The organism is Enterobacter cloacae complex sp. 677-3DZ2D5B (assembly GCF_004136695.1).
In the GTDB taxonomy this organism is placed as follows: domain Bacteria; phylum Pseudomonadota; class Gammaproteobacteria; order Enterobacterales; family Enterobacteriaceae; genus Enterobacter; species Enterobacter hormaechei_C.
Genome location: NZ_QFLS01000010.1, coordinates 19953 through 38274, shown reverse-complemented (window position 1 = coordinate 38274; position 18322 = coordinate 19953). Strand labels below are relative to the sequence as shown.

The window sequence follows — 18322 nt, the reverse complement described above, 5'->3', positions numbered from 1 at the left end:
AAAATAGACAAACTTATAGGATAAATAACTTATAATTCTTATACTTCTGTTAAAAAGAGGAGGCCAATATGCGAATAATCCTAATGCTGTGCTGCTTTTTGGTACAAAGTTTAAGCTGGGCTGGCGAACTGCCAAAGCCTGTGGGCAAACCCATCTTAACCATTAACGGTAATATAGAAAATACGAACGAAAATGGAAATGCCGTTTTTGATATTGCCAGCCTTGAAAAACTGGGCATGGTGAGTTTCCAGACGACCTCTCCCTGGTATAATGGCCGCACGAAGTTTGAGGGTATCCCGATGCGCAAACTCATGGAGTATGTGGGTGCAAAGGGTTCTGTCCTGAATGTGATTGCACTCAATGATTACACTACCGTCATCCCTCTCAGCGACTTCCAGAAATACAACGCCATCCTGGCTTTAAAGGTCAATGGCGAATATATGCGCATCCGCGATAAAGGTCCGTCATTCATCGTCTACCCTTATGACAGTCTTCCTGAACTCAATAATCAGATTTATTACTCGCGATCGGCATGGCAGGTCAGCAAAATGAAGATTGAATAGTAGTTCAGGAGAACATAATGAACAGGATACTGGTTGGTATCATTTTTTCTCTTTTTATCACTACGGGATATATAGCATTTCTTGTTTACGATCGTCAGCAAGAGTTGCAAAAATTGACTCACTACACTGAGTCCTGGTCTGTAGCCCAACTGGTATCTGAATATTACCGATTTGAATCATGGATTGGACTGTACGCAACCGAGACTGATGACGTTACGGTAGACCAGGTTCGCATGCGCCTGGAAATCATGCTGAGCCAGAATGATTTATTGAAAGAGGGCGGCCTGGGTCGTTATATAAACAGCGAAAAAGCGCATCAGGCGCTCGCCTTACGCCTGGAAAATATACTGAACTATCTGGATGGTCATCTTGAGAAAATGAGCCGTTCAGAGTTAAAGCTCTATCTGAACAATATGCATTCACTGGATGCCCCGCTAAGCCAGCTTTCATCCACGGCTTTAACAAAAGATGTTAATACAATCAATGAAACCAACCTTAAAATACAGGTTCTGTATTATATTTACTCGGCACTTTCTCTGTTGCTGGTTATTTTAAGCTTCATACTGGGCTTTTTGATTATCTATCAAAATAAAAATATCCTGAAAGCCCATATGCAGGTGAAAACGCTGGCTGAAGAACTTCAGCTATCCAAAGAAACCCTGCAAATCCAGAATACAAAACTGGAATACGATGTTTATCATGACTCCCTTACCGGCATGAAAAACCGTCTTTTCTTTTGGGATGATCTCAATAAACTTAATCTACAGGCTGAGAAAAAACATATTTCGGTCACGGTGATGTTATTCGATTTAGACCGGTTCAAAGAGGTGAATGATACCTACGGTCATGATACCGGGGATTTACTGTTACGTGAGGTATCCACGCGCCTTAATGCTTTGGGCCGCTTTTCAGAGACATTTTATCGTTTGGGCGGCGACGAATTTGCGTTTCTCTCCAGTGGCTTAACCGAAACCGCAGCCGTCTCACGCGCGCGAGAAATCAGTGATAGCATCAGCAAGCCCTATACAATCAATAATCAACTCATCAAAATAGCCACCTGCGTGGGTATTGTTTTATCGGATAACGAACGACGTTCAGATTACCTTTATAAATTTGCCGATCTGGCGCTCTATGAAGCCAAGAAAGAAGGTTCTCAGCAAATCAAAGTATTCCGCCAGCGAATGCTACAGAAGTTGCAGGAAAGCAGAACCCTTGAAAATGATATGGCAAGAGCAATAGAGAATGATGAATTTGTTGTTTATTACCAGCCTATTGTGAATTCCGTCAGCAAGGAAATTTACGGCTATGAAGCGCTGATTCGCTGGATGCATCCTGTAAAGGGAGTGCTCTCCCCAGATAGCTTTATTTTCGCCGCTGAAAAAACAGGCATGATCAACGAGATAGGTAAAACCGTACTTAAACTGGCCTGTAGGGAAGCGGTCTCCTGGACTGTTCCGGCCAGGATCTCCGTCAACGTCTCGCCTGTTCAATTGGGCAGCAAATCATTTATTAATACGGTGCAGTCCGTTCTGGCTGAAACCGGGCTCCCGGCTAACCGTCTTGAGTTAGAGGTCACGGAGTCATCCCTCTTCAGTGACAGAAATAACCCCATTGCGATTCTGAAAAAACTCCGCGCACTGGGCGTAAGAATCTCCATTGATGATTTTGGCACGGGCTATTCGTCGCTCTCCAGACTCAGCGAACTGAATTTTGATAAAATCAAGATCGATAAATCTTTTGTCAATCCGATATCTACGCAGGAAGATGCGCTTAATATTGTGAAGCTGATTACCGGTATGGCTAAAAGCCTTAATATGGGCGTCATAGCTGAGGGCGTTGAGACCGAAGAGCAGCTTGAGCGGCTTCAGGCTCTGGGTTGCGAGCTTGTGCAGGGATATCTTTTCAGCAAACCACAGCCTCAGGTCGACAGCAAAATTAAGAGCGGCCAGGAATGATCCCCTCTCCTCAGCCCGATACCAACCGGGATCACATTTTTCACCCCTGGGTATTCACTGACAATAACCAGGTGTTATCATTCACCCCGTAAATACCTATCAACTCAAACCGAGGCTTTGATGCTGGAGAATGTAATCATCCGATAATCAGCTTCCCGACCTTTCCAGGCCGGACTGATTATCAATGCGCCGAAATCGTATGCGGACACCGCTGTGTGTTTGCACGTTTTGCACATGATGATTAAACAGGTTTTCCAGTATGAATTTATCCCGTCAGGAACAACGTACCTTACACGTTCTCGCCAAAGGTGGCCGTATTGTGCACGTCCGCGATACCTCCGGCCGCGTCACCGCCGTTGAATGCTATAGCCGCGAAGGGCTACTGCTGGCTGACTGCACGCTCGCCGTTTTCAAAAAGCTCAAAACCAAAAAGCTGATCAAATCCGTTAACGGTCAGCCCTATCGCATTAACACCACCGGGCTGAACAACGTTCGCGCTCAGCCTGATAATCGTTAAGGAGAGGATGATGGATATCCCACGTATTTTTACTGTTAGCGAAAGCGAACACCGCATTCATAACCCCTTTACACCAGAGAAGTACGCGACGCTGGGCCGCGTGTTACGCATGAAGCCAGGCACTCGCATTCTCGATCTCGGCAGCGGCTCGGGAGAGATGCTTTGTACCTGGGCTAGGGATCACGCCATTACCGGTATCGGTATCGATATGAGCCCGCTCTTCACCGCGCAGGCCACGCGGCGCGCAGAGGAACTCGGCGTCAGCGAACGCGTCCATTTCATTCATAACGACGCGGCCGGCTACGTCGCGAATGAAAAATGTGACGTGGCGGCCTGCGTTGGCGCAACCTGGATTGCGGGGGGCGTAGCCGGGACGATGGATCTGCTGGCAAAAAGCCTCAAGCCCGGGGGAATAATGCTCATCGGCGAACCGTACTGGCGTCAGGTACCCGCGACGGAGGAGACAGCCCAGGCCTGCGGCGTCTCGTCGATTACAGACTTTCTCACTCTGCCCGGTCTGGTTGCGTCTTTCGATCAACAGGGCTATGACCTGGTTGAAATGGTGCTGGCTGACCAGGAAGGCTGGGACAGGTACGAAGCCGCAAAATGGATGACCATGCGGCGCTGGCTGGAGGAAAACCCAGACGATGACTTCGCGCAGGAGGTTCGGGCGGAGCTGACGATAGCGCCTGAACGTCATGTGACGTACACGCGGGAGTACTTTGGCTGGGGAGTGTTTGCGTTAATGGCGCGATAATATGGCGCTGGCGGTATAGCCTTTAGGGTTATGCCGCCGTTCAACAGACAGGGTTAAGCATTCAGCCAGAAAGTGCAGCATAGATGGGTTGAGTTGTTTGAAGTGGTCAACCAAAACTGGCCACGGCTTTAGAGTTTTTCCAGTATCGGTTTTCCGATTCGTTTGGGGGTAACCCACCGTTATAGTCATGCGGCCTTACCGACCTGTAATACCCGACGATATAGTCTGTGATCGCATGAGCTGCTTCGCTAAAGTTTATATAGCCTGTCACTGGCACCCACTCGTTTTTCAGACTTCTGAAGAAGCGTTCCATCGGGCTGTTATCCCAGCAGTTTCCGCGTCGGCTCATACTTTGCCTGATCCGGTAACGCCACAATAACTGCCGGATCTGCCTGCTTGTGTAGTGGCTACCCTGGTCACTGGGGAACATCACTCCCGCTGGTTTACCTCGGGTTTCCCACGCCATTTCCAGCGCTTTGATGGTTAGCTTGCTGTCCGGTGAGAATGACATTGCCCAGCCTACCGGTTTCCTGGCGAACAAATCGAGAACAATGGCGAGGTAAGCCCAGCGCCTGCCTGTCCAGATATACGTCACATCGCCGCACCACACCTGATTAGGCTCTGTCACTGCGAACTGTCGCTCAAGGTGGTTTGGGATAGCAATGTGTTCATGGCCACCACGTTTATACCGGTGGGTGGGTTGCTGACAACTAACCAGTCCCAGTTCTTTCATGAGTCTGCCGGCAAGCCAGCGTCCCATTCTGAAACCTCTCAGGGTTGCCATAATGGCGATACTCCTCGCGCCAGCAGAGCCATGGCTAATGTTATGCAGCTCCAGAACCTGGCTACGTAATATAGCCCGCTTGCCGTCTGGCTTTTCGGGGCTTTTCACCCAGTATTTGTAGCTGCTGCGATGAACCCCGAACACCTGGCAGAGTGTGACCACAGGATACTGCGCTCTGAGTTTTTCGATTAACGAGAACTGTTCAGGGAGTCTGACATCAAAAGCGCGGTAGCCTTTTTTAATATGTCGTTTTCCATTTCAATGCGTTGTAGCTTTTTCTTTAGCTCACGTATTTCAATCTGTTCCGGGGTTATAGGGGAGGCTTTAGGTATTTTACCCTGTCGTTCATCCCGTAACTGCTTTACCCATCGCGTCATGGTAGAAAGCCCCACGTCCATAGCACTGGCCGCAGCTGCAACGGTGTAGTTCTGATCAAGGACCAGTTGAGCGGATTCGCGTTTAAACTCTGCGCTGAAATTTCTTTTTTCATTGGGACACCTGTATTGTTCTGAGATGAGCATATCACCTCTGTTCAGGTGGCCAAATTCAGTAAACCACTTCACACAGCGTTGCGCTGCATGGGGCTATTCTGGTGCTGAGCCTTTCGGTGGTTCAACTTCTGTTTGTTCTCAACCATCCTCAAGCGGATGTATGGAAACAATGGTCACAATGGAATATCAATGTACTGGTGACTTGAAGAAATAAGATTTGGGGGCAGAATGCCCCCTTATTCTTTGGGATAAGAAAATTCAGCAGTGACTAAATACGCCCCTGATTTAGCAGATTGGACGTCATACGCGAAGTTATACCGCTCTCCAGGTGTAAACTTAAATCCGAATACAGGAAGACACTCACCCTTCGGTACATAAACAGGCTTGTCATCAAAAATATTGTGAAGAGAGTCGCTATTATCACTGTTGATTTGGATAGCAGTGATCCGTTCCTGTGGCTCCAGTGGTGACACCACACAAACTTGATTATCTTTGATAAATGCCGTTGTAGATTCACGATCTACCATTCGATCACCAGGCCCAGGGCATCCCGTTAAGAGGAATACAACACCCAGCAACATTTTGTTTTTCATGTTTAACGCCCCTTCCCTGTTACGATTTTCTGGTAAAGCGAAGGGACATCCTGCAATTTGTCTACGCCCCTGTACATCCCCATGCGCCCTGGTCTCTGATAGTAAGACCACTTACTGATCCCATAAACCAGCAGTAACCAGTAATCAGCTAAAATAGAGGCTTGCTGCTCAAGAGAGTAATCAGTGAGCTTTTCTTTATCCAGCCTGTAGGTATATTCAGCAGCCCAGCTAAACGCACCCCGCATTCTCACCCATTGCCCGTGCTGGTGTTGCCACACATGCCCCAATTCATGGATGAAAACATATTTATCTTCAACGAAAACTGAGTTTGCGGAAAAGTCTTCCCTGTACATCTGTTTTCTGTACCACAACTCCCCGTTGGGAGTCATCGCGTAGTTCTGTTTCTGGAGGCCGAACGGTAAATAGCTGTCGCAATGAATCCAGACACGGCTATACACTATCGAATCACCGAACACTCTGCGAGCCATTGCAATCTCGCCTAAGGTCATCCGGCGTAATGTTCCTTCCTCTGCCTGTGCGCTCATAAACTGTCCTCCTTGTATGATTTATATCAGGGTATCCAGAGAGCAGGAAATGCGCAACTAACAGATTTTGGACAATAGAAGCCAATTAGCGGCGTGTTCGGTAGTTTAAAACATGTTGTTAGCCGCTCGCGCCAACTTGATTTCCTCTCGCTCTTCCTGCTTCTTAGCAAGCCAGGCTTTCCCCTCTGGTGTTGCCAGGAATTTACGGGCGTGAATCTTACGGTTGTTGCGCTTAGTGGCTGCTGTATTCGTGGCTTTTGACATGGTATCCCCTCCGCTGAATCTGCCAGCGTTCAACGTACAGCAGAGAGACAGTACAACGAAAGTTACAATGGTGCAGATAATAGATGATCATTACGTGCCGTGTTGGGCACATAAGAAAAGGCGGCGCATAGCGCTACCGCAGGGTGTAATCCCTTCGCAGGGAGGATAAAGCCTTAGCACGTTCTCTTATCAGGTGATCGTTATACTCCGGTGATCGAAACCGTGGCAGAGCCGGATTCTTTCCCGATCCGGTTAGTCTTCCCAACATTACGCCTGTTTATTCTCTGTGACCTTTCACAAGGTGTAGCATCATTGAGCGCCGCACGAAGCGCGGAACGTATCGCTAATGGTTCAAGTGATGTGTTTAGAGAGTCCGGCAACTCTTTCAGCTTCAAGGGATGGCAAAATTTCTAATGCTGTTCGGGCTTGAGCCTGGTAACTACCCGCCAGTACGTTGTACAATCCTTGAGCCGATACAACGCAAAGGCGTTTACCAAGTGTTATCAAGGATGATAATGAAAGATACAATCCTTTAGGTTTTTGACGATAAGTGATTGATTTTCTTAGATGGTGCCGATAATAGGAGTCGAACCTACGACCTTCGCATTACGAATGCGCTGCTCTACCAACTGAGCTATATCGGCCCTGAAAGGCCGGTTACGAGCGTAACCACGGGGCAAAAGAGTAGATCTAACCGGGTGATGCGTCAATGCCCTTTTGAATCAAACGGCTATTTTTGCATCACCCGCGATTATTTACGCACGAATGGTATCATCACCAAAGCCGATCCACTTGTAGGTGGTCAGCGCTTCCAGCCCCATCGGACCGCGGGCGTGCAGCTTCTGTGTGCTCACCGCCACCTCCGCGCCCAGACCAAACTGGCCGCCATCGGTAAAGCGCGTCGAGGCATTGACGTAAACCGCAGACGAATCCACTTCATTCACAAACCGATCGGCATTGCGCAGGGTGCGCGTCAGGATCGCGTCAGAATGCTGGGTTCCGTGTTCACGAATGTGCGCAATAGTGTCATCGAGATCCGCAACTACCTTCACGTTCAGATCCAGCGACAAATACTCATCGTCGTACTGCTCCGCGTTAACCGGAACGACCTTCGCCGGACCGTCTTTCAGCAGGGCGAAAGCCTTCTCGTCCGCATGCAGCGTGACGCCACTTTCCGCCATCTGCTTGCTCAGCGCTGGCAGGAAGGTACTGGCGATGCCCTGATGCACCAGCAGCGTTTCTACCGTATTACAGGTGCTTGGACGCTGGGTTTTAGCGTTGACGATAATCTTCAGCGCAGGTTCTACCTCCGCGGTGTCATCCACCACGATATGGCATACGCCAATACCACCGGTGATCACCGGAATGGTAGATTGCTCGCGGCACAGCTTGTGCAGGCCCGCACCGCCGCGTGGGATGAGCATGTCGATGTATTTGTCCATGCGCAGCATCTCGTTAACCAGAGCACGGTCGGGGCTTTCAATCGCCTGCACGGCACCCGCCGGTAAACCACACTCCTCCAGCGCCTGCTGAATGACATTTACCGTCGCGGCGTTGGTGCGCCAGGTCTCTTTCCCGCCACGCAGGATCGCGGCGTTACCGGTCTTCAGGCACAGGGAGGCGACATCCACGGTCACGTTTGGACGCGCTTCGTAAATCACCCCAATGACGCCAAGCGGCACGCGACGACGTTCAAGGCGTAACCCGCTGTCGAGCACCCCACCGTCAATCACCTGCCCTACCGGGTCGGCGAGGTTGCACACCTGACGGACGTCGTCGGCAATACCTTTCAGACGCGCCGGGGTCAGCGCCAGACGGTCGAGCATCGCTTCGCTCAAGCCGTTGCGACGCGCTTCCAGCAGATCCTGCTCGTTGGCGAGCAAAATTTCCTGCGACTGCGATTCCAGATAATCAGCGATTTTTTCCAGCACGCGGTTTTTCTCGCGGCTGGAAAGGAGCGCCAGTTTATACGAGGCGGCTTTCGCGGCTGCGCCCATTTGTTCCAGCATGTTCTGGCTCCTTAACGAATAATCATGTCGTCGCGATGCACGGCAACCGGGCCATATTCATAGCCCAGGATGGCGTCGATCTGCTGGGAATGGTGGCCAGCAATCCGACGCAGCGCGTCGCTGTTATAACGGCTTACGCCATGAGCGATGTCGCGACCTTCAAGGTTACGGATTCGGATCACTTCACCACGCGAGAAGTTGCCTGTCACGCTTTTAATTCCTTTTGGAAGTAACGAGCTTCCTCTTTCCAGAATAGCGGCGGTCGCGCCTTCATCCACGGTCAGTTCGCCAGCCGGGGGCGCACCAAAGATCCAGCGTTTTCGGTTTTCCAGCGGGGTCGCCTGGGCGTGGAAGCGAGTACCCACAGAGATGCCTTCCATCACATCACCGATTACGCCCGGACGGCTGCCCGCGGCGATGATGGTGTCGATACCGGCCCGGCACGCCACGTCCGCGGCCTGGAGCTTGGTGCCCATGCCGCCTGTCCCCAGACCAGAAACGCTGTCACCCGCGATGGCGCGCAGCGCATCGTCAATGCCGTGAACGTCTTTGATCAGTTCAGCCTGTGGATTAGAGCGCGGATCAGCGGTAAACAGCCCCTGCTGATCGGTCAGAAGCAGCAGCTTATCAGCCCCTGCCAGGATCGCCGCCAGCGCAGAGAGGTTATCGTTGTCGCCCACTTTGATTTCAGCGGTGGCAACAGCGTCGTTTTCGTTAATGACCGGAACGATATGGTTATCCAGCAGCGCGCGCAGCGTATCGCGGGCGTTCAGGAAACGTTCTCTGTCTTCCATATCCGCACGCGTCAGCAGCATCTGCCCGACGTGAATGCCGTAGATGGAGAACAGTTGTTCCCAGAGCTGTATGAGTCGGCTTTGTCCCACGGCGGCCAGCAGCTGTTTGGAGGCAATCGTCGCGGGGAGTTCGGGGTAGCCCAGGTGTTCACGCCCGGCGGCAATCGCCCCGGATGTCACAATTACAATACGATGCCCTGCGGCATGCAACTGAGCGCACTGACGTACAAGCTCAACGATATGGGCACGATTCAGGCGGCGCGATCCGCCTGTTAACACACTGGTACCGAGTTTTACCACCAGCGTCTGGCTGTCACTCATGATTCTCTGCCGTTCAACAATAAGGGAAAATGATGTCAGTCAGACGTTTTAACAGGTGTCAGCCCCGTTGCCAACTGCCTTAGCGCATGACCCGTCACTTTGTTGCGCGGGATCAGGAAGCGTAGCGGCACATTTTGACAATTTTATTACCGAAAAATTAAAACATACTTTTTTAGACATATTCTTACTTTGTCATAAAACTTTCACCCACGAACGATAAAACCCTTCCTGTTTTTCACGGGGTAATAAGCCGAATCTTATTACTCAGCGAATATTAGCGCGTTTTTATAAAATCAGGATTGAAAATGAAAAAGAGCACTCTGGCATTAGTGGTAATGGGCGTAGTTGCTTCCGCATCTGTTCAGGCAGCAGAAGTTTATAATAAAAACGGGAATAAACTGGACGTGTACGGCAAAGTAAAAGCAATGCACTACATCAGTGATGATGACGCTAAGGATGGTGACCAGACTTATGTTCGTTTCGGCTTTAAGGGTGAAACGCAGATTAACGATCAGCTGACGGGCTACGGACGTTGGGAAGCTGAGTTCGCGGGTAACAAAGCTGAAAGCGACTCTTCTCAAAAAACACGTCTGGCATTTGCCGGGCTGAAACTGAAAGACTTCGGCTCACTGGATTATGGCCGTAACCTGGGCGCGCTGTATGACGTCGCCGCATACACCGATATGTTCCCGGAGTTTGGCGGTGACGGCCTGGCACAGACCGATAACTTCATGACGAAACGCGCCTCCGGTCTGGCCACATACCGTAATACCGATTTCTTTGGCCTGGTTGACGGCCTGAATATGACCCTGCAATACCAGGGCAAAAATGAAAACCGCGACGTGAAGAAGCAAAACGGTGACGGCTTCGGTACCTCACTGAGCTATGACTTCGGCGGCAGCGATTTTTCTGTGATTGGTGCGTATGCCAGCTCCGACCGCACCAACGAGCAAAACCTTCAGGCACGCGGCGAAGGTAAAAAAGCAGAAGGCTGGGCAACCGGTTTGAAATATGATGCCAATGATATTTATCTGGCCACTATCTATTCCGAAACCCGCAATATGGCCCCTATTTCCGGTGGCTTTGCAAATAAAGCGCAAAACTTCGAAGTGGTCGCGCAATATCAGTTTGACTTTGGTCTGCGTCCATCTCTGGGTTACGTGCAGTCTAAAGGCAAAGATATCGAAGGTATCGGCGATGAAGATATCGTGAAATACATCGACGTAGGTGCGACATATTATTTCAACAAAAATATGTCTGCGTTTGTTGATTATAAGATCAATCAGATTGATGACGATAATAAACTGGGCGTAAGCAGCGATGATATCGTTGCGCTGGGCATGACCTACCAGTTCTGATGTTGTGGTAATAAAAAAACCGGCGCTGAGCCGGTTTTTTTGTGCCCGGTGACGCTGTGCTTACCGGGCGTACGGGATAGTACATTTTTCAGACCGGGTAAGGCGTAGCCGCCACCCGGGGCTGGGACATCATCAGGCTCTCAGTTTCACCGCTTCGCTGGAAAAATCGTCCGCAGGCTCCAGCTTCAGATCCAATGTTGCCAGCAGGTCGCGAGCTCTGCCGTGAAATTCTTTTAGCGTATGCTCCAGGCGATCGATCACTTCCTGATCTTTGATGCTCGTCGCCTGCCAGTGCCCGTCTTTATTAAACAGGCCAAACTGATAGGTATAGGTAAAACGGTTTTCCTGTGCTTCCATTTCCATCCACCAGCCCCAGAACTCACGTTTTTCGGGTGCAGGCTTCACGTTGACGCAAACAGCCAGGCAGTCGAAAAAAAAGCGATTCTCTTCACACTGCTCTTCTCGAATATACGGGCCAAGAGCCATGAACTTCTTAATCAGTCTACTTTTCGGGTGTCCACTCGGTAACGTCATTGCGATCTCCTTTTGTGAAGCACTGTTTTACCAAACCAACGAAATTTAGCAAACTATTAACACAATCTCTGCGTGATCCAGCGTGTGATCTCTTTCAGCGCTTTGTCAAAATTCTGGTACACCGGGCTGAAGGGCACCTCCAGCAATTTACCATCAGAAGATGACGACGTGATTAAGCGTGACTCCTCTTCCGGGCTAAACGGATCGTTCTTCCAGAAACCGGACATCATCGGGGTTGGGCAGCGGCGGCCGAGTAAGCCCTGCGTTTTTAATGAATAACGATTAAGTTCAATGCGCAACGCTTCGTCTGAAGCATCATGCATGCCAAGTCGGCTCGCCAGTACGTCCAGATACATCTCAGGAACGCTACCCTGACGCGCAGGATCGCTTAACAGAGCATGCACCACCGGACCAAGACAGGCGACGGCCTTCAGGCGTGAAGATTCAAGGTAGGCAAGCCGTACCGCGACGTTAGCGCCGAAGCGGAAGCCAAACGCGCCAACCCGGGTGTGATCAACCCAGGGGATATTCTCCAGCGCTTTTAATGCATGCTGGTGCAGCAGGCTGGAGTCTTGCGTAAGTTTCCATTTGGATGAAAAACCAATGGAAGGCATATCAAGCGTCAGCATGGCGATTCCGTTTGGGGCAAAGTAGCGCTCATACAGGCTGTAATAGTCAATTTGTAACGAGTCCAGTCCACCGCACATCAGAACCGTCGGGAACGGCCCTTCCCCCTCCGGCATATGCAGGAATCCGGTCACCGGGCTGCCGCCGGGAATGGCGAACTCAATTTCACGCATCCGGCCAGGCAACCGCTGCGCAGCCTCTTCATAAGCCCGGTTTGCCAGCGCCTGCGCCTGCTCTGCCAGTTCGTCGCCTTTAAGATGCGGATATGCAGCGATGCTGTAAAGGTTTGCCGCATGCAGCCAGTGCTTGCCGCTGAGAGTGGCATCTTCTTCCTGGCTCGCTTTTTGCTGCCAGAGCATGGCCTGCTTTGACCATTCGTAGATCCAGTTTCCACCACGGTAGCCCACTACCGTATCGTAGAGATCGCTGTCGGTACGCTCGGACTCGCTCATCACGATACGCGCCTGCACGTCGAGGATTTCACGCGGATCGATGCCGCGCCAGATCCACATCAGGCGGTTAATCATTCGATACCAGTGGGGCACGTTTTTACCGTCTAACGCTGACTGAACGGCAGGCATTGTCCCCGGATTAAACCGACGCACCAGCGTCGACGTTTCAGGGTGCTTGAAACGGGGTTTGAAGAGAGTTTCGGTGAGATTCGCCTGCGTCATTGCGTTGCCTCCATGGATACGTCATATGAAGACCATTGTAACGCGTGGCAGGGTAAAAAGAACAACGCCCGGCATAACCGGGCGTGTAAAGTTACGTACTGAAATTAACGGCCAGAGATAGGCGGTACGAAGACCACGCCCATATCCCATGGCTGTTCAATCCAGGTATCCTGCGGGATATCAATGACGTAATCATCAACCAGTGGGCGACCCGCTGGTTTCGCGAAGATAGTGACGAAGTGCGCTTTTGGATACATTTCGCGGATAGCCACCGCAGTACCGCCGGTATCCACCAGATCGTCGATAACGATAAAGCCTTCACCGTCGCCTTCCGCGCGTTTCAGCACTTTCAGTTCGCGCTGGTTGTCGTGATCGTAGCTGGAGATACATACGGTATCGACATGACGAATACCCAGCTCACGTGCCAGCAGCGCCCCCGGTACCAGACCGCCACGGCTGACGGCAATAATGCCTTTCCACTGTTCGGAAGGCATCAGACGCGCAGCCAGTTTGCGTGCGTGAATCTGCAACATGTCCCAGGTGACGACGTATTTTTCGCTCATGTGAAGTGTCCCAGCCTGTTTATATACGGCTTAAAAAAAATGAGGGTGAACCAGGTTGCGCGAGATTATAGAGATCTGACGCACTAAAAACCAGTGTTACGCGCCATGAGCCTGAGTTTTTACATGCTTAATGCTACCAGCCACGGGAGAAAGTGGTATTCTCAGTTGCATCTCGCAAGCCTGACTTGTGGTAACGATTAACCTGCTAACCCTGTGACCTGCAACATTGTTTTGCAGCGCAACGACAAGGAGACCTATCGTGTCTGAACTGTCTCAATTATCTCCACAGCCGCTGTGGGATATTTTTGCCAAAATCTGCTCCATTCCGCACCCTTCCTATCACGAAGAACAGCTTGCCGAACATATTATGGGCTGGGCAAAGGAAAAAGGTCTGCACGCTGAACGTGACCAGGTTGGCAATATTCTTATCCGCAAACCTGCCACCGCAGGTATGGAAAACCGTAAGCCAGTGGTATTGCAGGCGCACCTGGACATGGTTCCGCAGAAAAACAACGACACCGTTCACGACTTCACAAAAGACCCGATTCAGCCGTACATCGACGGCGAGTGGGTGAAGGCGCGCGGCACGACCCTGGGCGCAGATAACGGTATTGGTATGGCTTCCGCGCTGGCCGTGCTGGCTGACGACAGCGTTGAACACGGTCCGCTGGAAGTGCTGCTGACCATGACTGAAGAAGCGGGCATGGATGGCGCGTTCGGTCTCCAGGCAAACTGGCTGCAAGCGGACATTCTGATCAACACCGACTCCGAAGAAGAAGGTGAGATCTACATGGGCTGCGCGGGCGGGATCGATTTCATCTCTACCCTGCCGCTGTCCCGCGAAGCGATCCCTGCTGGATTCGAGACCTTTAAGCTGACGCTGAAAGGGCTGAAAGGCGGTCACTCCGGCGGTGATATTCACCTGGGCCTGGGCAACGCCAACAAACTGCTGGCGCGTTTCCTGGCGGGCCATGCCGCTGAACTGGATCTGCGTCTGGTGGACTTCAACGGCGGTACTCTGCGTAACGCGATCCCTCGCGAAGCCTTCGCTACCTTGGCAGTGCCTGCGTCGAAAGCGGACGAACTGAAAAAACTCTCCAGCGTGTATCTGGAGATCCTGAAAAACGAACTGTCTGCAAAAGAGAAAAACCTGACGGTGGTGCTGGAGTCCGTTACGACGGATAAAGCCGCGCTGACCGCACAGTCTCGTGACACGTTCGTCCAGCTGCTGAACGCAACGCCAAACGGCGTTATTCGCAACTCTGACGTGGCGAAAGGCGTGGTGGAAACCTCCCTGAACGTGGGCGTGGTGACCATGGGTGACGACAGCGCAGAGATCATCTGCCTGATCCGTTCCCTGATCGACAGCGGTAAAGAGTACGTTGTGAGCATGCTGGAATCTCTGGGTACCCTGGCGGGCGCGAAAACGTCTGCAAAAGGCAGCTACCCGGGCTGGCAGCCGGATGCAAGTTCTCCGGTCATGGCACTGGTGCGTGAAACTTATCAGCGACTGTTCAACAGCACCCCGAACATTCAGGTTATTCACGCGGGTCTGGAGTGTGGTCTGTTCAAGAAACCGTATCCGGATATGGACATGGTCTCCATTGGGCCGACCATCACGGGTCCACACTCCCCGGATGAACAGGTTCATATTGAAAGCGTCGGTCACTACTGGACGCTGCTGACTGAGCTGCTGAAAGCAATCCCTGCGAAGTAATTCGTCGTCTGTTGCCCGGTGGCGCTACGCTTACCGGGCCTACAATTAGCGTAATCTACAGCCCCAACACCAGCTGACGCTCCAGCTGCGGATCCAGCAAGGTGACGTGCAGCCCCACCAGCCTCACCCCTCGCCCGCCCCGCCGTTCTTCCCATGCCTTTTTTGCCGTCGCGATAAGATCCTCTTTGTTGAGGCGTGGCCAGACGTGTTCCTGCGTCGTCTGCTGAAAATCGTTAAATTTCAGTTTGATGCCCTGCCGGGCAATAAGCAGATCCGGTTTGACCTTCAGTAAGCGTCGTTCAAGTTCAGGATAGAGTTGTTCCGTAATAATGGTTTCACATTCGGTCCAGTCATGGATATCTTCGCTCAGCGTGCGTTCAACGCCGACCGATTTACGCAGCCGTTCGTTGTTCACATCCCGGTCATCAATGCCCTGACTGCGTTCCCACAGTACGCGGCCAAACTTGCCAAAACGCTTAAGCAGCAGCGCCAGATCGCTGCGCTGAACGTCTTCGCAGGTGCGTAGCCCCATACTTTCCAGCTTCGCGGCGGAGACTTTGCCCACTCCGGGGATTTTGCTGAGCGGCAGCGTCTTTAAAAACGCCGAAACCTCTTCCGGAGTGATAACGTACTGGCCGTTGGGCTTATTTAAATCGGAGGCGATTTTGGCGAGAAATTTGACCGGCGCGACACCCGCCGATGCCGTCAGGTTCAGCTCGTTAAAAATAGTCTGGCGGATCTCCTGCGCCATCAGGGTGGCGGAGCCGTGGCAGTGCACGCTGTGGGTGACATCAAGATAGGCTTCATCCAGCGATAACGGTTCGATAAGTGAGGTGTAGCGGGAAAAGATCTCCCGAATGTGGCTCGATGCTTCTTTATAGGCATCAAAACGTCCGGGCAAAAGAGTGAGATGCGGGCACAGTTTCAGCGCCATCGCTGTCGGCATGGCGCTGCGCACGCCGTATTTGCGAGCAGGATAGTTGGCGGTGCTGATGACACCGCGCTGTACCCGGCTGCCACCAATGGCAATGGGAATATCCCGCAGCGCCGGGTTGTCACGCATCTCCACTGCGGCAAAAAAGCAGTCCATATCGACATGGATTATTTTGCGCATAGTAAGCCCTCACTCGTTACTGGATAAGTATACAGTAAACAAATGAGGGTTGAGAAGTGTGCATGGGAATTGTCGGGTGGCGGCGTTGCCTTACCCGACCAGGAAGACTAAATAATGCGTTGCTGCTCGCGAGCCATCCGCTTTTTCCGCGCATCGCACGGTTCCGGACAATCGCACACTTTTTCCATTCCGATGGAAGAGATGCCTCCGCAACTGCCCTGAATGCTTTTACGCTTGATGATCCAGCCTAAGGACATGCCGAAGATCACCAGCACAAACACTGCAAAGGTCGCCAGAAAGGTCAGCATAATCAGCCTCCGAAATCATCGAGCATGATGTTCTCATCTTCCACGCCAAGATCTTTTAGCATCTTAATCACGGCCGCGTTCATCATTGGTGGACCACACATATAGAACTCGCAGTCTTCCGGTGCCGGGTGCTGTTTGAGGTAATTTTCATACAGCACGTTGTGGATGAAGCCCGTATAGCCTGTCCAGTTATCTTCCGGCTGCGGATCGGATAACGCCACATGGAAGGTAAAGTTAGGGTTATCACGTGCCAGTTGTTCAAACTCATCGTCATAGAACATTTCGCGCAGTGAACGCGCTCCGTACCAGAAGCTGATCTTGCGCTTGCTGCCAAGTCGTTTGAGCTGGTCAAAGATATGCGAACGCATCGGCGCCATACCCGCTCCGCCGCCGATAAAGACCATCTCCGCGTCAGTATCTTTGGCAAAGAATTCGCCGAACGGGCCGGAAATCGTCACTTTGTCGCCAGGCTTGAGGGACCAGATATAGGATGACATGACGCCAGGGGGGGCATCAGGCACATTCGGTGGCGGCGTGGCGATACGCACGTTGAGCATAATAATGCCCTTCTCTTCCGGGTAGTTAGCCATGGAATAGGCGCGGAGCGCGGGCTCTTTTACCTCGGAAACAAAGCGGAAGAGGTTAAATTTATCCCAGTCGGCCCGGTACTCTTCGGGCACGTCGAAGTCAGCATACGCGACGGTGTGTGCCGGACATTCAATCTGGATATACCCACCCGCACGGAACGGGACGCTCTCCCCTTCAGGGACACGCAGCTTGAGCTCTTTAATGAACGTGGCTTTGTTATCGTTAGAGATAACTTCGCACTCCCATTTTTTCACGCCGAAGATCTCCTCCGGCAGCTCAATCTTCATGTTCTGGCGCACAGCGACCTGGCACGCCAGACGGCATCCCTCTTTCGCTTCACGCTTCGTAATATGCGACAGTTCCGTTGGCAGAATATCACCGCCGCCCTCTTTCACCGTCACACGGCACTGGCCACAGGAGCCACCGCCGCCACAGGCAGACGAGACAAAAATCCCGTTGCCGGAGAGCGTGTTAATCAGCTTATCCCCTGCCGGGGTACGGATCTGATTCTGCGGATCGTCATTGATATCAATGATCACATCCCCGGAATTGACCAGCTTCGCACGCGCCGCCAGGATCAGCCCTGACAGCACCAGTACTATCAGCGTGAACATCACCACGCCAAGAATAATTTCCATTTGTTAGCCCTTATAGCTGCACACCGGAGAAGGACATAAAGCCCAACGCCATCAGGCCGGTGGTGATAAAGGTGATCCCTAAGCCACGAAGCCCCGCAGGTACGTTGGCATATTTCATTTTTTCACGGATCCCCGCCATGGTAACAATCGCCAGCATCCAGCCGATACCGGAACCGAAGCCATACACAACCGATTCACTGAAGTTGTAATCACGCTGAACCATAAAGGAAACACCGCCAAAAATGGCGCAGTTCACGGCGATCAGCGGCAGGAAGATCCCCAGCGCGTTGTACAGCGACGGGAAGTATTTATCGAGGATCATCTCCAGGATCTGAACAAGCGCCGCAATCACTCCGATAAAGGTGATGAAGTTCAGGAAGCTAAGATCAACCCCCTCCACCAGCGCGCCATCGCGCAGCACGAAGTTGAATACCAGGTTGTTAATCGGAACGGAAAGCCCCAGCACAACGGTAACTGCCACGCCCAGACCAAATGCCGTCGATACCTTTTTAGAAACGGCAAGGAACGTACACATGCCCAGGAAGAAAGCGAGCGCCATGTTTTCAACAAACACCGCGCGCACAAATAAACTCAGGTAATGAGCCATT

General features: G+C 51.8%; 20 protein-coding genes and 1 tRNA gene. 7 read left to right on the top strand and 14 right to left on the bottom strand.

What is annotated here, in order from left to right; translation table 11 throughout:
• The first annotated feature begins 68 nt into the window (after positions 1–68).
• The 4 genes from DD597_RS16090 (at position 69) to DD597_RS16075 (ending at position 3792) form a co-directional block, all read left to right on the top strand.
• Positions 69–563, top strand: coding sequence for a molybdopterin-dependent oxidoreductase (locus tag DD597_RS16090; RefSeq protein WP_032608616.1), 495 nt, complete (start codon positions 69–71; stop codon positions 561–563).
• A 17-nt stretch (positions 564–580) separates the two neighbouring features.
• Positions 581–2518: a bifunctional diguanylate cyclase/phosphodiesterase gene (locus DD597_RS16085; protein ID WP_045337345.1), complete on the top strand. Its 1938-nt coding sequence runs from the start codon at positions 581–583 to the stop codon at positions 2516–2518.
• A gap of 259 nt (positions 2519–2777) precedes the next feature.
• The gene (locus tag DD597_RS16080; RefSeq protein WP_003863178.1) at positions 2778–3035 is read left to right on the top strand and encodes a YjhX family toxin; all 258 of its coding nucleotides are present in this window, start codon (positions 2778–2780) and stop codon (positions 3033–3035) included.
• Between the two features lie 10 nt (positions 3036–3045).
• The gene (locus DD597_RS16075) at positions 3046–3792 is read left to right on the top strand and encodes a cyclopropane-fatty-acyl-phospholipid synthase family protein (RefSeq protein ID WP_129256458.1); all 747 of its coding nucleotides are present in this window, start codon (positions 3046–3048) and stop codon (positions 3790–3792) included.
• A gap of 106 nt (positions 3793–3898) precedes the next feature.
• Here DD597_RS16075 and DD597_RS16070 read toward each other — a convergent pair.
• Positions 3899–5097 (bottom strand): IS3 family transposase gene (locus DD597_RS16070; protein ID WP_096888931.1). Its coding sequence is split into 2 segments (ribosomal slippage): positions 3899–4818 and positions 4818–5097, totalling 1200 coding nucleotides; the frame shifts between segments, so codons are not numbered across the junction.
• On the opposite strand from DD597_RS16070, the gene yecR reads away from it, so the two are divergent.
• A complete protein-coding gene (gene yecR, locus DD597_RS16065; RefSeq protein WP_071785715.1) occupies positions 5090–5281 on the top strand; it encodes a YecR family lipoprotein in 192 nt (63 codons plus the stop codon). The genes DD597_RS16070 and yecR overlap by 8 nt on opposite strands.
• Positions 5282–5303: 22 nt before the next feature.
• Here the strand turns inward: yecR and DD597_RS16060 are convergent, their stop codons facing one another.
• The 6 genes from DD597_RS16060 to proB all read right to left on the bottom strand — a co-directional run bounded on the left by DD597_RS16060 (position 5304) and on the right by proB (position 9593).
• The gene (locus DD597_RS16060; RefSeq protein WP_032608610.1) at positions 5304–5660 is read right to left on the bottom strand and encodes a putative T6SS immunity periplasmic lipoprotein; all 357 of its coding nucleotides are present in this window, start codon (positions 5658–5660) and stop codon (positions 5304–5306) included.
• Between the two features lie 2 nt (positions 5661–5662).
• A complete protein-coding gene (locus DD597_RS16055) occupies positions 5663–6205 on the bottom strand; it encodes a type IV secretion protein Rhs (RefSeq protein WP_032608608.1) in 543 nt (180 codons plus the stop codon).
• 105 nt (positions 6206–6310) lie between these two features.
• A complete protein-coding gene (locus tag DD597_RS24880) occupies positions 6311–6469 on the bottom strand; it encodes a hypothetical protein (protein ID WP_023315491.1) in 159 nt (52 codons plus the stop codon).
• 568 nt (positions 6470–7037) lie between these two features.
• Positions 7038–7113, bottom strand: a tRNA-Thr gene (locus DD597_RS16045).
• Positions 7114–7224: 111 nt separating this feature from the next.
• Positions 7225–8478 carry a glutamate-5-semialdehyde dehydrogenase gene (gene proA / locus DD597_RS16040; protein WP_129256399.1) on the bottom strand — a complete coding sequence of 418 codons (1254 nt, stop codon included), beginning with the start codon at positions 8476–8478 and terminating at the stop codon, positions 7225–7227.
• A gap of 11 nt (positions 8479–8489) precedes the next feature.
• Entirely contained in the window at positions 8490–9593 is a 1104-nt protein-coding gene (gene proB / locus DD597_RS16035) for a glutamate 5-kinase (RefSeq protein WP_023324200.1), read from the bottom strand.
• A 305-nt stretch (positions 9594–9898) separates the two neighbouring features.
• Between proB and phoE the strand changes: the two genes are divergently transcribed.
• The gene (phoE, locus tag DD597_RS16030; RefSeq protein WP_003863199.1) at positions 9899–10951 is read left to right on the top strand and encodes a phosphoporin PhoE; all 1053 of its coding nucleotides are present in this window, start codon (positions 9899–9901) and stop codon (positions 10949–10951) included.
• A 132-nt stretch (positions 10952–11083) separates the two neighbouring features.
• On the opposite strand, the gene crl is transcribed toward phoE, so the two are convergent.
• The 3 genes from crl to gpt all read right to left on the bottom strand — a co-directional run bounded on the left by crl (position 11084) and on the right by gpt (position 13349).
• Entirely contained in the window at positions 11084–11485 is a 402-nt protein-coding gene (gene crl, locus DD597_RS16025) for a sigma factor-binding protein Crl (RefSeq protein WP_003863201.1), read from the bottom strand.
• Between the two features lie 56 nt (positions 11486–11541).
• On the bottom strand, positions 11542–12786 hold the full coding sequence (gene frsA / locus DD597_RS16020) for an esterase FrsA (RefSeq protein ID WP_023295967.1): 1245 nt from the start codon (positions 12784–12786) through the stop codon (positions 11542–11544).
• 104 nt (positions 12787–12890) lie between these two features.
• Positions 12891–13349, bottom strand: a complete 459-nt coding sequence (gene gpt / locus DD597_RS16015; protein WP_003863205.1) for a xanthine phosphoribosyltransferase — start codon at positions 13347–13349, stop codon at positions 12891–12893.
• 259 nt (positions 13350–13608) lie between these two features.
• Here gpt and pepD point away from each other — a divergent pair, with 259 nt between their 5' ends.
• Positions 13609–15066, top strand: coding sequence for a cytosol nonspecific dipeptidase (pepD, locus tag DD597_RS16010; RefSeq protein ID WP_003863206.1), 1458 nt, complete (start codon positions 13609–13611; stop codon positions 15064–15066).
• A 55-nt stretch (positions 15067–15121) separates the two neighbouring features.
• On the opposite strand, the gene dinB is transcribed toward pepD, so the two are convergent.
• The 4 genes from dinB to nqrE all read right to left on the bottom strand — a co-directional run bounded on the left by dinB (position 15122) and on the right by nqrE (position 18321).
• Positions 15122–16180 carry a DNA polymerase IV gene (dinB, locus tag DD597_RS16005; protein WP_003863209.1) on the bottom strand — a complete coding sequence of 353 codons (1059 nt, stop codon included), beginning with the start codon at positions 16178–16180 and terminating at the stop codon, positions 15122–15124.
• Between the two features lie 107 nt (positions 16181–16287).
• Entirely contained in the window at positions 16288–16488 is a 201-nt protein-coding gene (nqrM, locus tag DD597_RS16000; RefSeq protein ID WP_003863212.1) for a (Na+)-NQR maturation NqrM, read from the bottom strand.
• Between the two features lie 2 nt (positions 16489–16490).
• Positions 16491–17714, bottom strand: a complete 1224-nt coding sequence (nqrF, locus tag DD597_RS15995; protein WP_003863214.1) for an NADH:ubiquinone reductase (Na(+)-transporting) subunit F — start codon at positions 17712–17714, stop codon at positions 16491–16493.
• Positions 17715–17724: 10 nt separating this feature from the next.
• Entirely contained in the window at positions 17725–18321 is a 597-nt protein-coding gene (gene nqrE, locus DD597_RS15990; protein ID WP_003863217.1) for an NADH:ubiquinone reductase (Na(+)-transporting) subunit E, read from the bottom strand.
• Position 18322 lies beyond the last annotated feature (1 nt).

What these genes read in the sequence shown, in the direction of transcription:
- yecR (WP_071785715.1), top strand. Translation starts at nt 5,090, where the DNA reads ATGAGCATATCACCTCTGTTCAGGTGGCCAAATTCAGTAAACCACTTC.
- nqrE (WP_003863217.1), bottom strand. Translation starts at nt 18,321, where the DNA reads ATGGCTCATTACCTGAGTTTATTTGTGCGCGCGGTGTTTGTTGAAAAC.
- phoE (WP_003863199.1), top strand. Translation starts at nt 9,899, where the DNA reads ATGAAAAAGAGCACTCTGGCATTAGTGGTAATGGGCGTAGTTGCTTCC.
- DD597_RS16060 (WP_032608610.1), bottom strand. Translation starts at nt 5,660, where the DNA reads ATGAAAAACAAAATGTTGCTGGGTGTTGTATTCCTCTTAACGGGATGC.
- frsA (WP_023295967.1), bottom strand. Translation starts at nt 12,786, where the DNA reads ATGACGCAGGCGAATCTCACCGAAACTCTCTTCAAACCCCGTTTCAAG.
- DD597_RS16075 (WP_129256458.1), top strand. Translation starts at nt 3,046, where the DNA reads ATGGATATCCCACGTATTTTTACTGTTAGCGAAAGCGAACACCGCATT.
- dinB (WP_003863209.1), bottom strand. Translation starts at nt 16,180, where the DNA reads ATGCGCAAAATAATCCATGTCGATATGGACTGCTTTTTTGCCGCAGTG.
- nqrF (WP_003863214.1), bottom strand. Translation starts at nt 17,714, where the DNA reads ATGGAAATTATTCTTGGCGTGGTGATGTTCACGCTGATAGTACTGGTG.
- DD597_RS16090 (WP_032608616.1), top strand. Translation starts at nt 69, where the DNA reads ATGCGAATAATCCTAATGCTGTGCTGCTTTTTGGTACAAAGTTTAAGC.
- DD597_RS16055 (WP_032608608.1), bottom strand. Translation starts at nt 6,205, where the DNA reads ATGAGCGCACAGGCAGAGGAAGGAACATTACGCCGGATGACCTTAGGC.
- DD597_RS16085 (WP_045337345.1), top strand. Translation starts at nt 581, where the DNA reads ATGAACAGGATACTGGTTGGTATCATTTTTTCTCTTTTTATCACTACG.
- DD597_RS16080 (WP_003863178.1), top strand. Translation starts at nt 2,778, where the DNA reads ATGAATTTATCCCGTCAGGAACAACGTACCTTACACGTTCTCGCCAAA.
- gpt (WP_003863205.1), bottom strand. Translation starts at nt 13,349, where the DNA reads ATGAGCGAAAAATACGTCGTCACCTGGGACATGTTGCAGATTCACGCA.
- nqrM (WP_003863212.1), bottom strand. Translation starts at nt 16,488, where the DNA reads ATGCTGACCTTTCTGGCGACCTTTGCAGTGTTTGTGCTGGTGATCTTC.
- crl (WP_003863201.1), bottom strand. Translation starts at nt 11,485, where the DNA reads ATGACGTTACCGAGTGGACACCCGAAAAGTAGACTGATTAAGAAGTTC.
- DD597_RS24880 (WP_023315491.1), bottom strand. Translation starts at nt 6,469, where the DNA reads ATGTCAAAAGCCACGAATACAGCAGCCACTAAGCGCAACAACCGTAAG.
- proB (WP_023324200.1), bottom strand. Translation starts at nt 9,593, where the DNA reads ATGAGTGACAGCCAGACGCTGGTGGTAAAACTCGGTACCAGTGTGTTA.
- proA (WP_129256399.1), bottom strand. Translation starts at nt 8,478, where the DNA reads ATGCTGGAACAAATGGGCGCAGCCGCGAAAGCCGCCTCGTATAAACTG.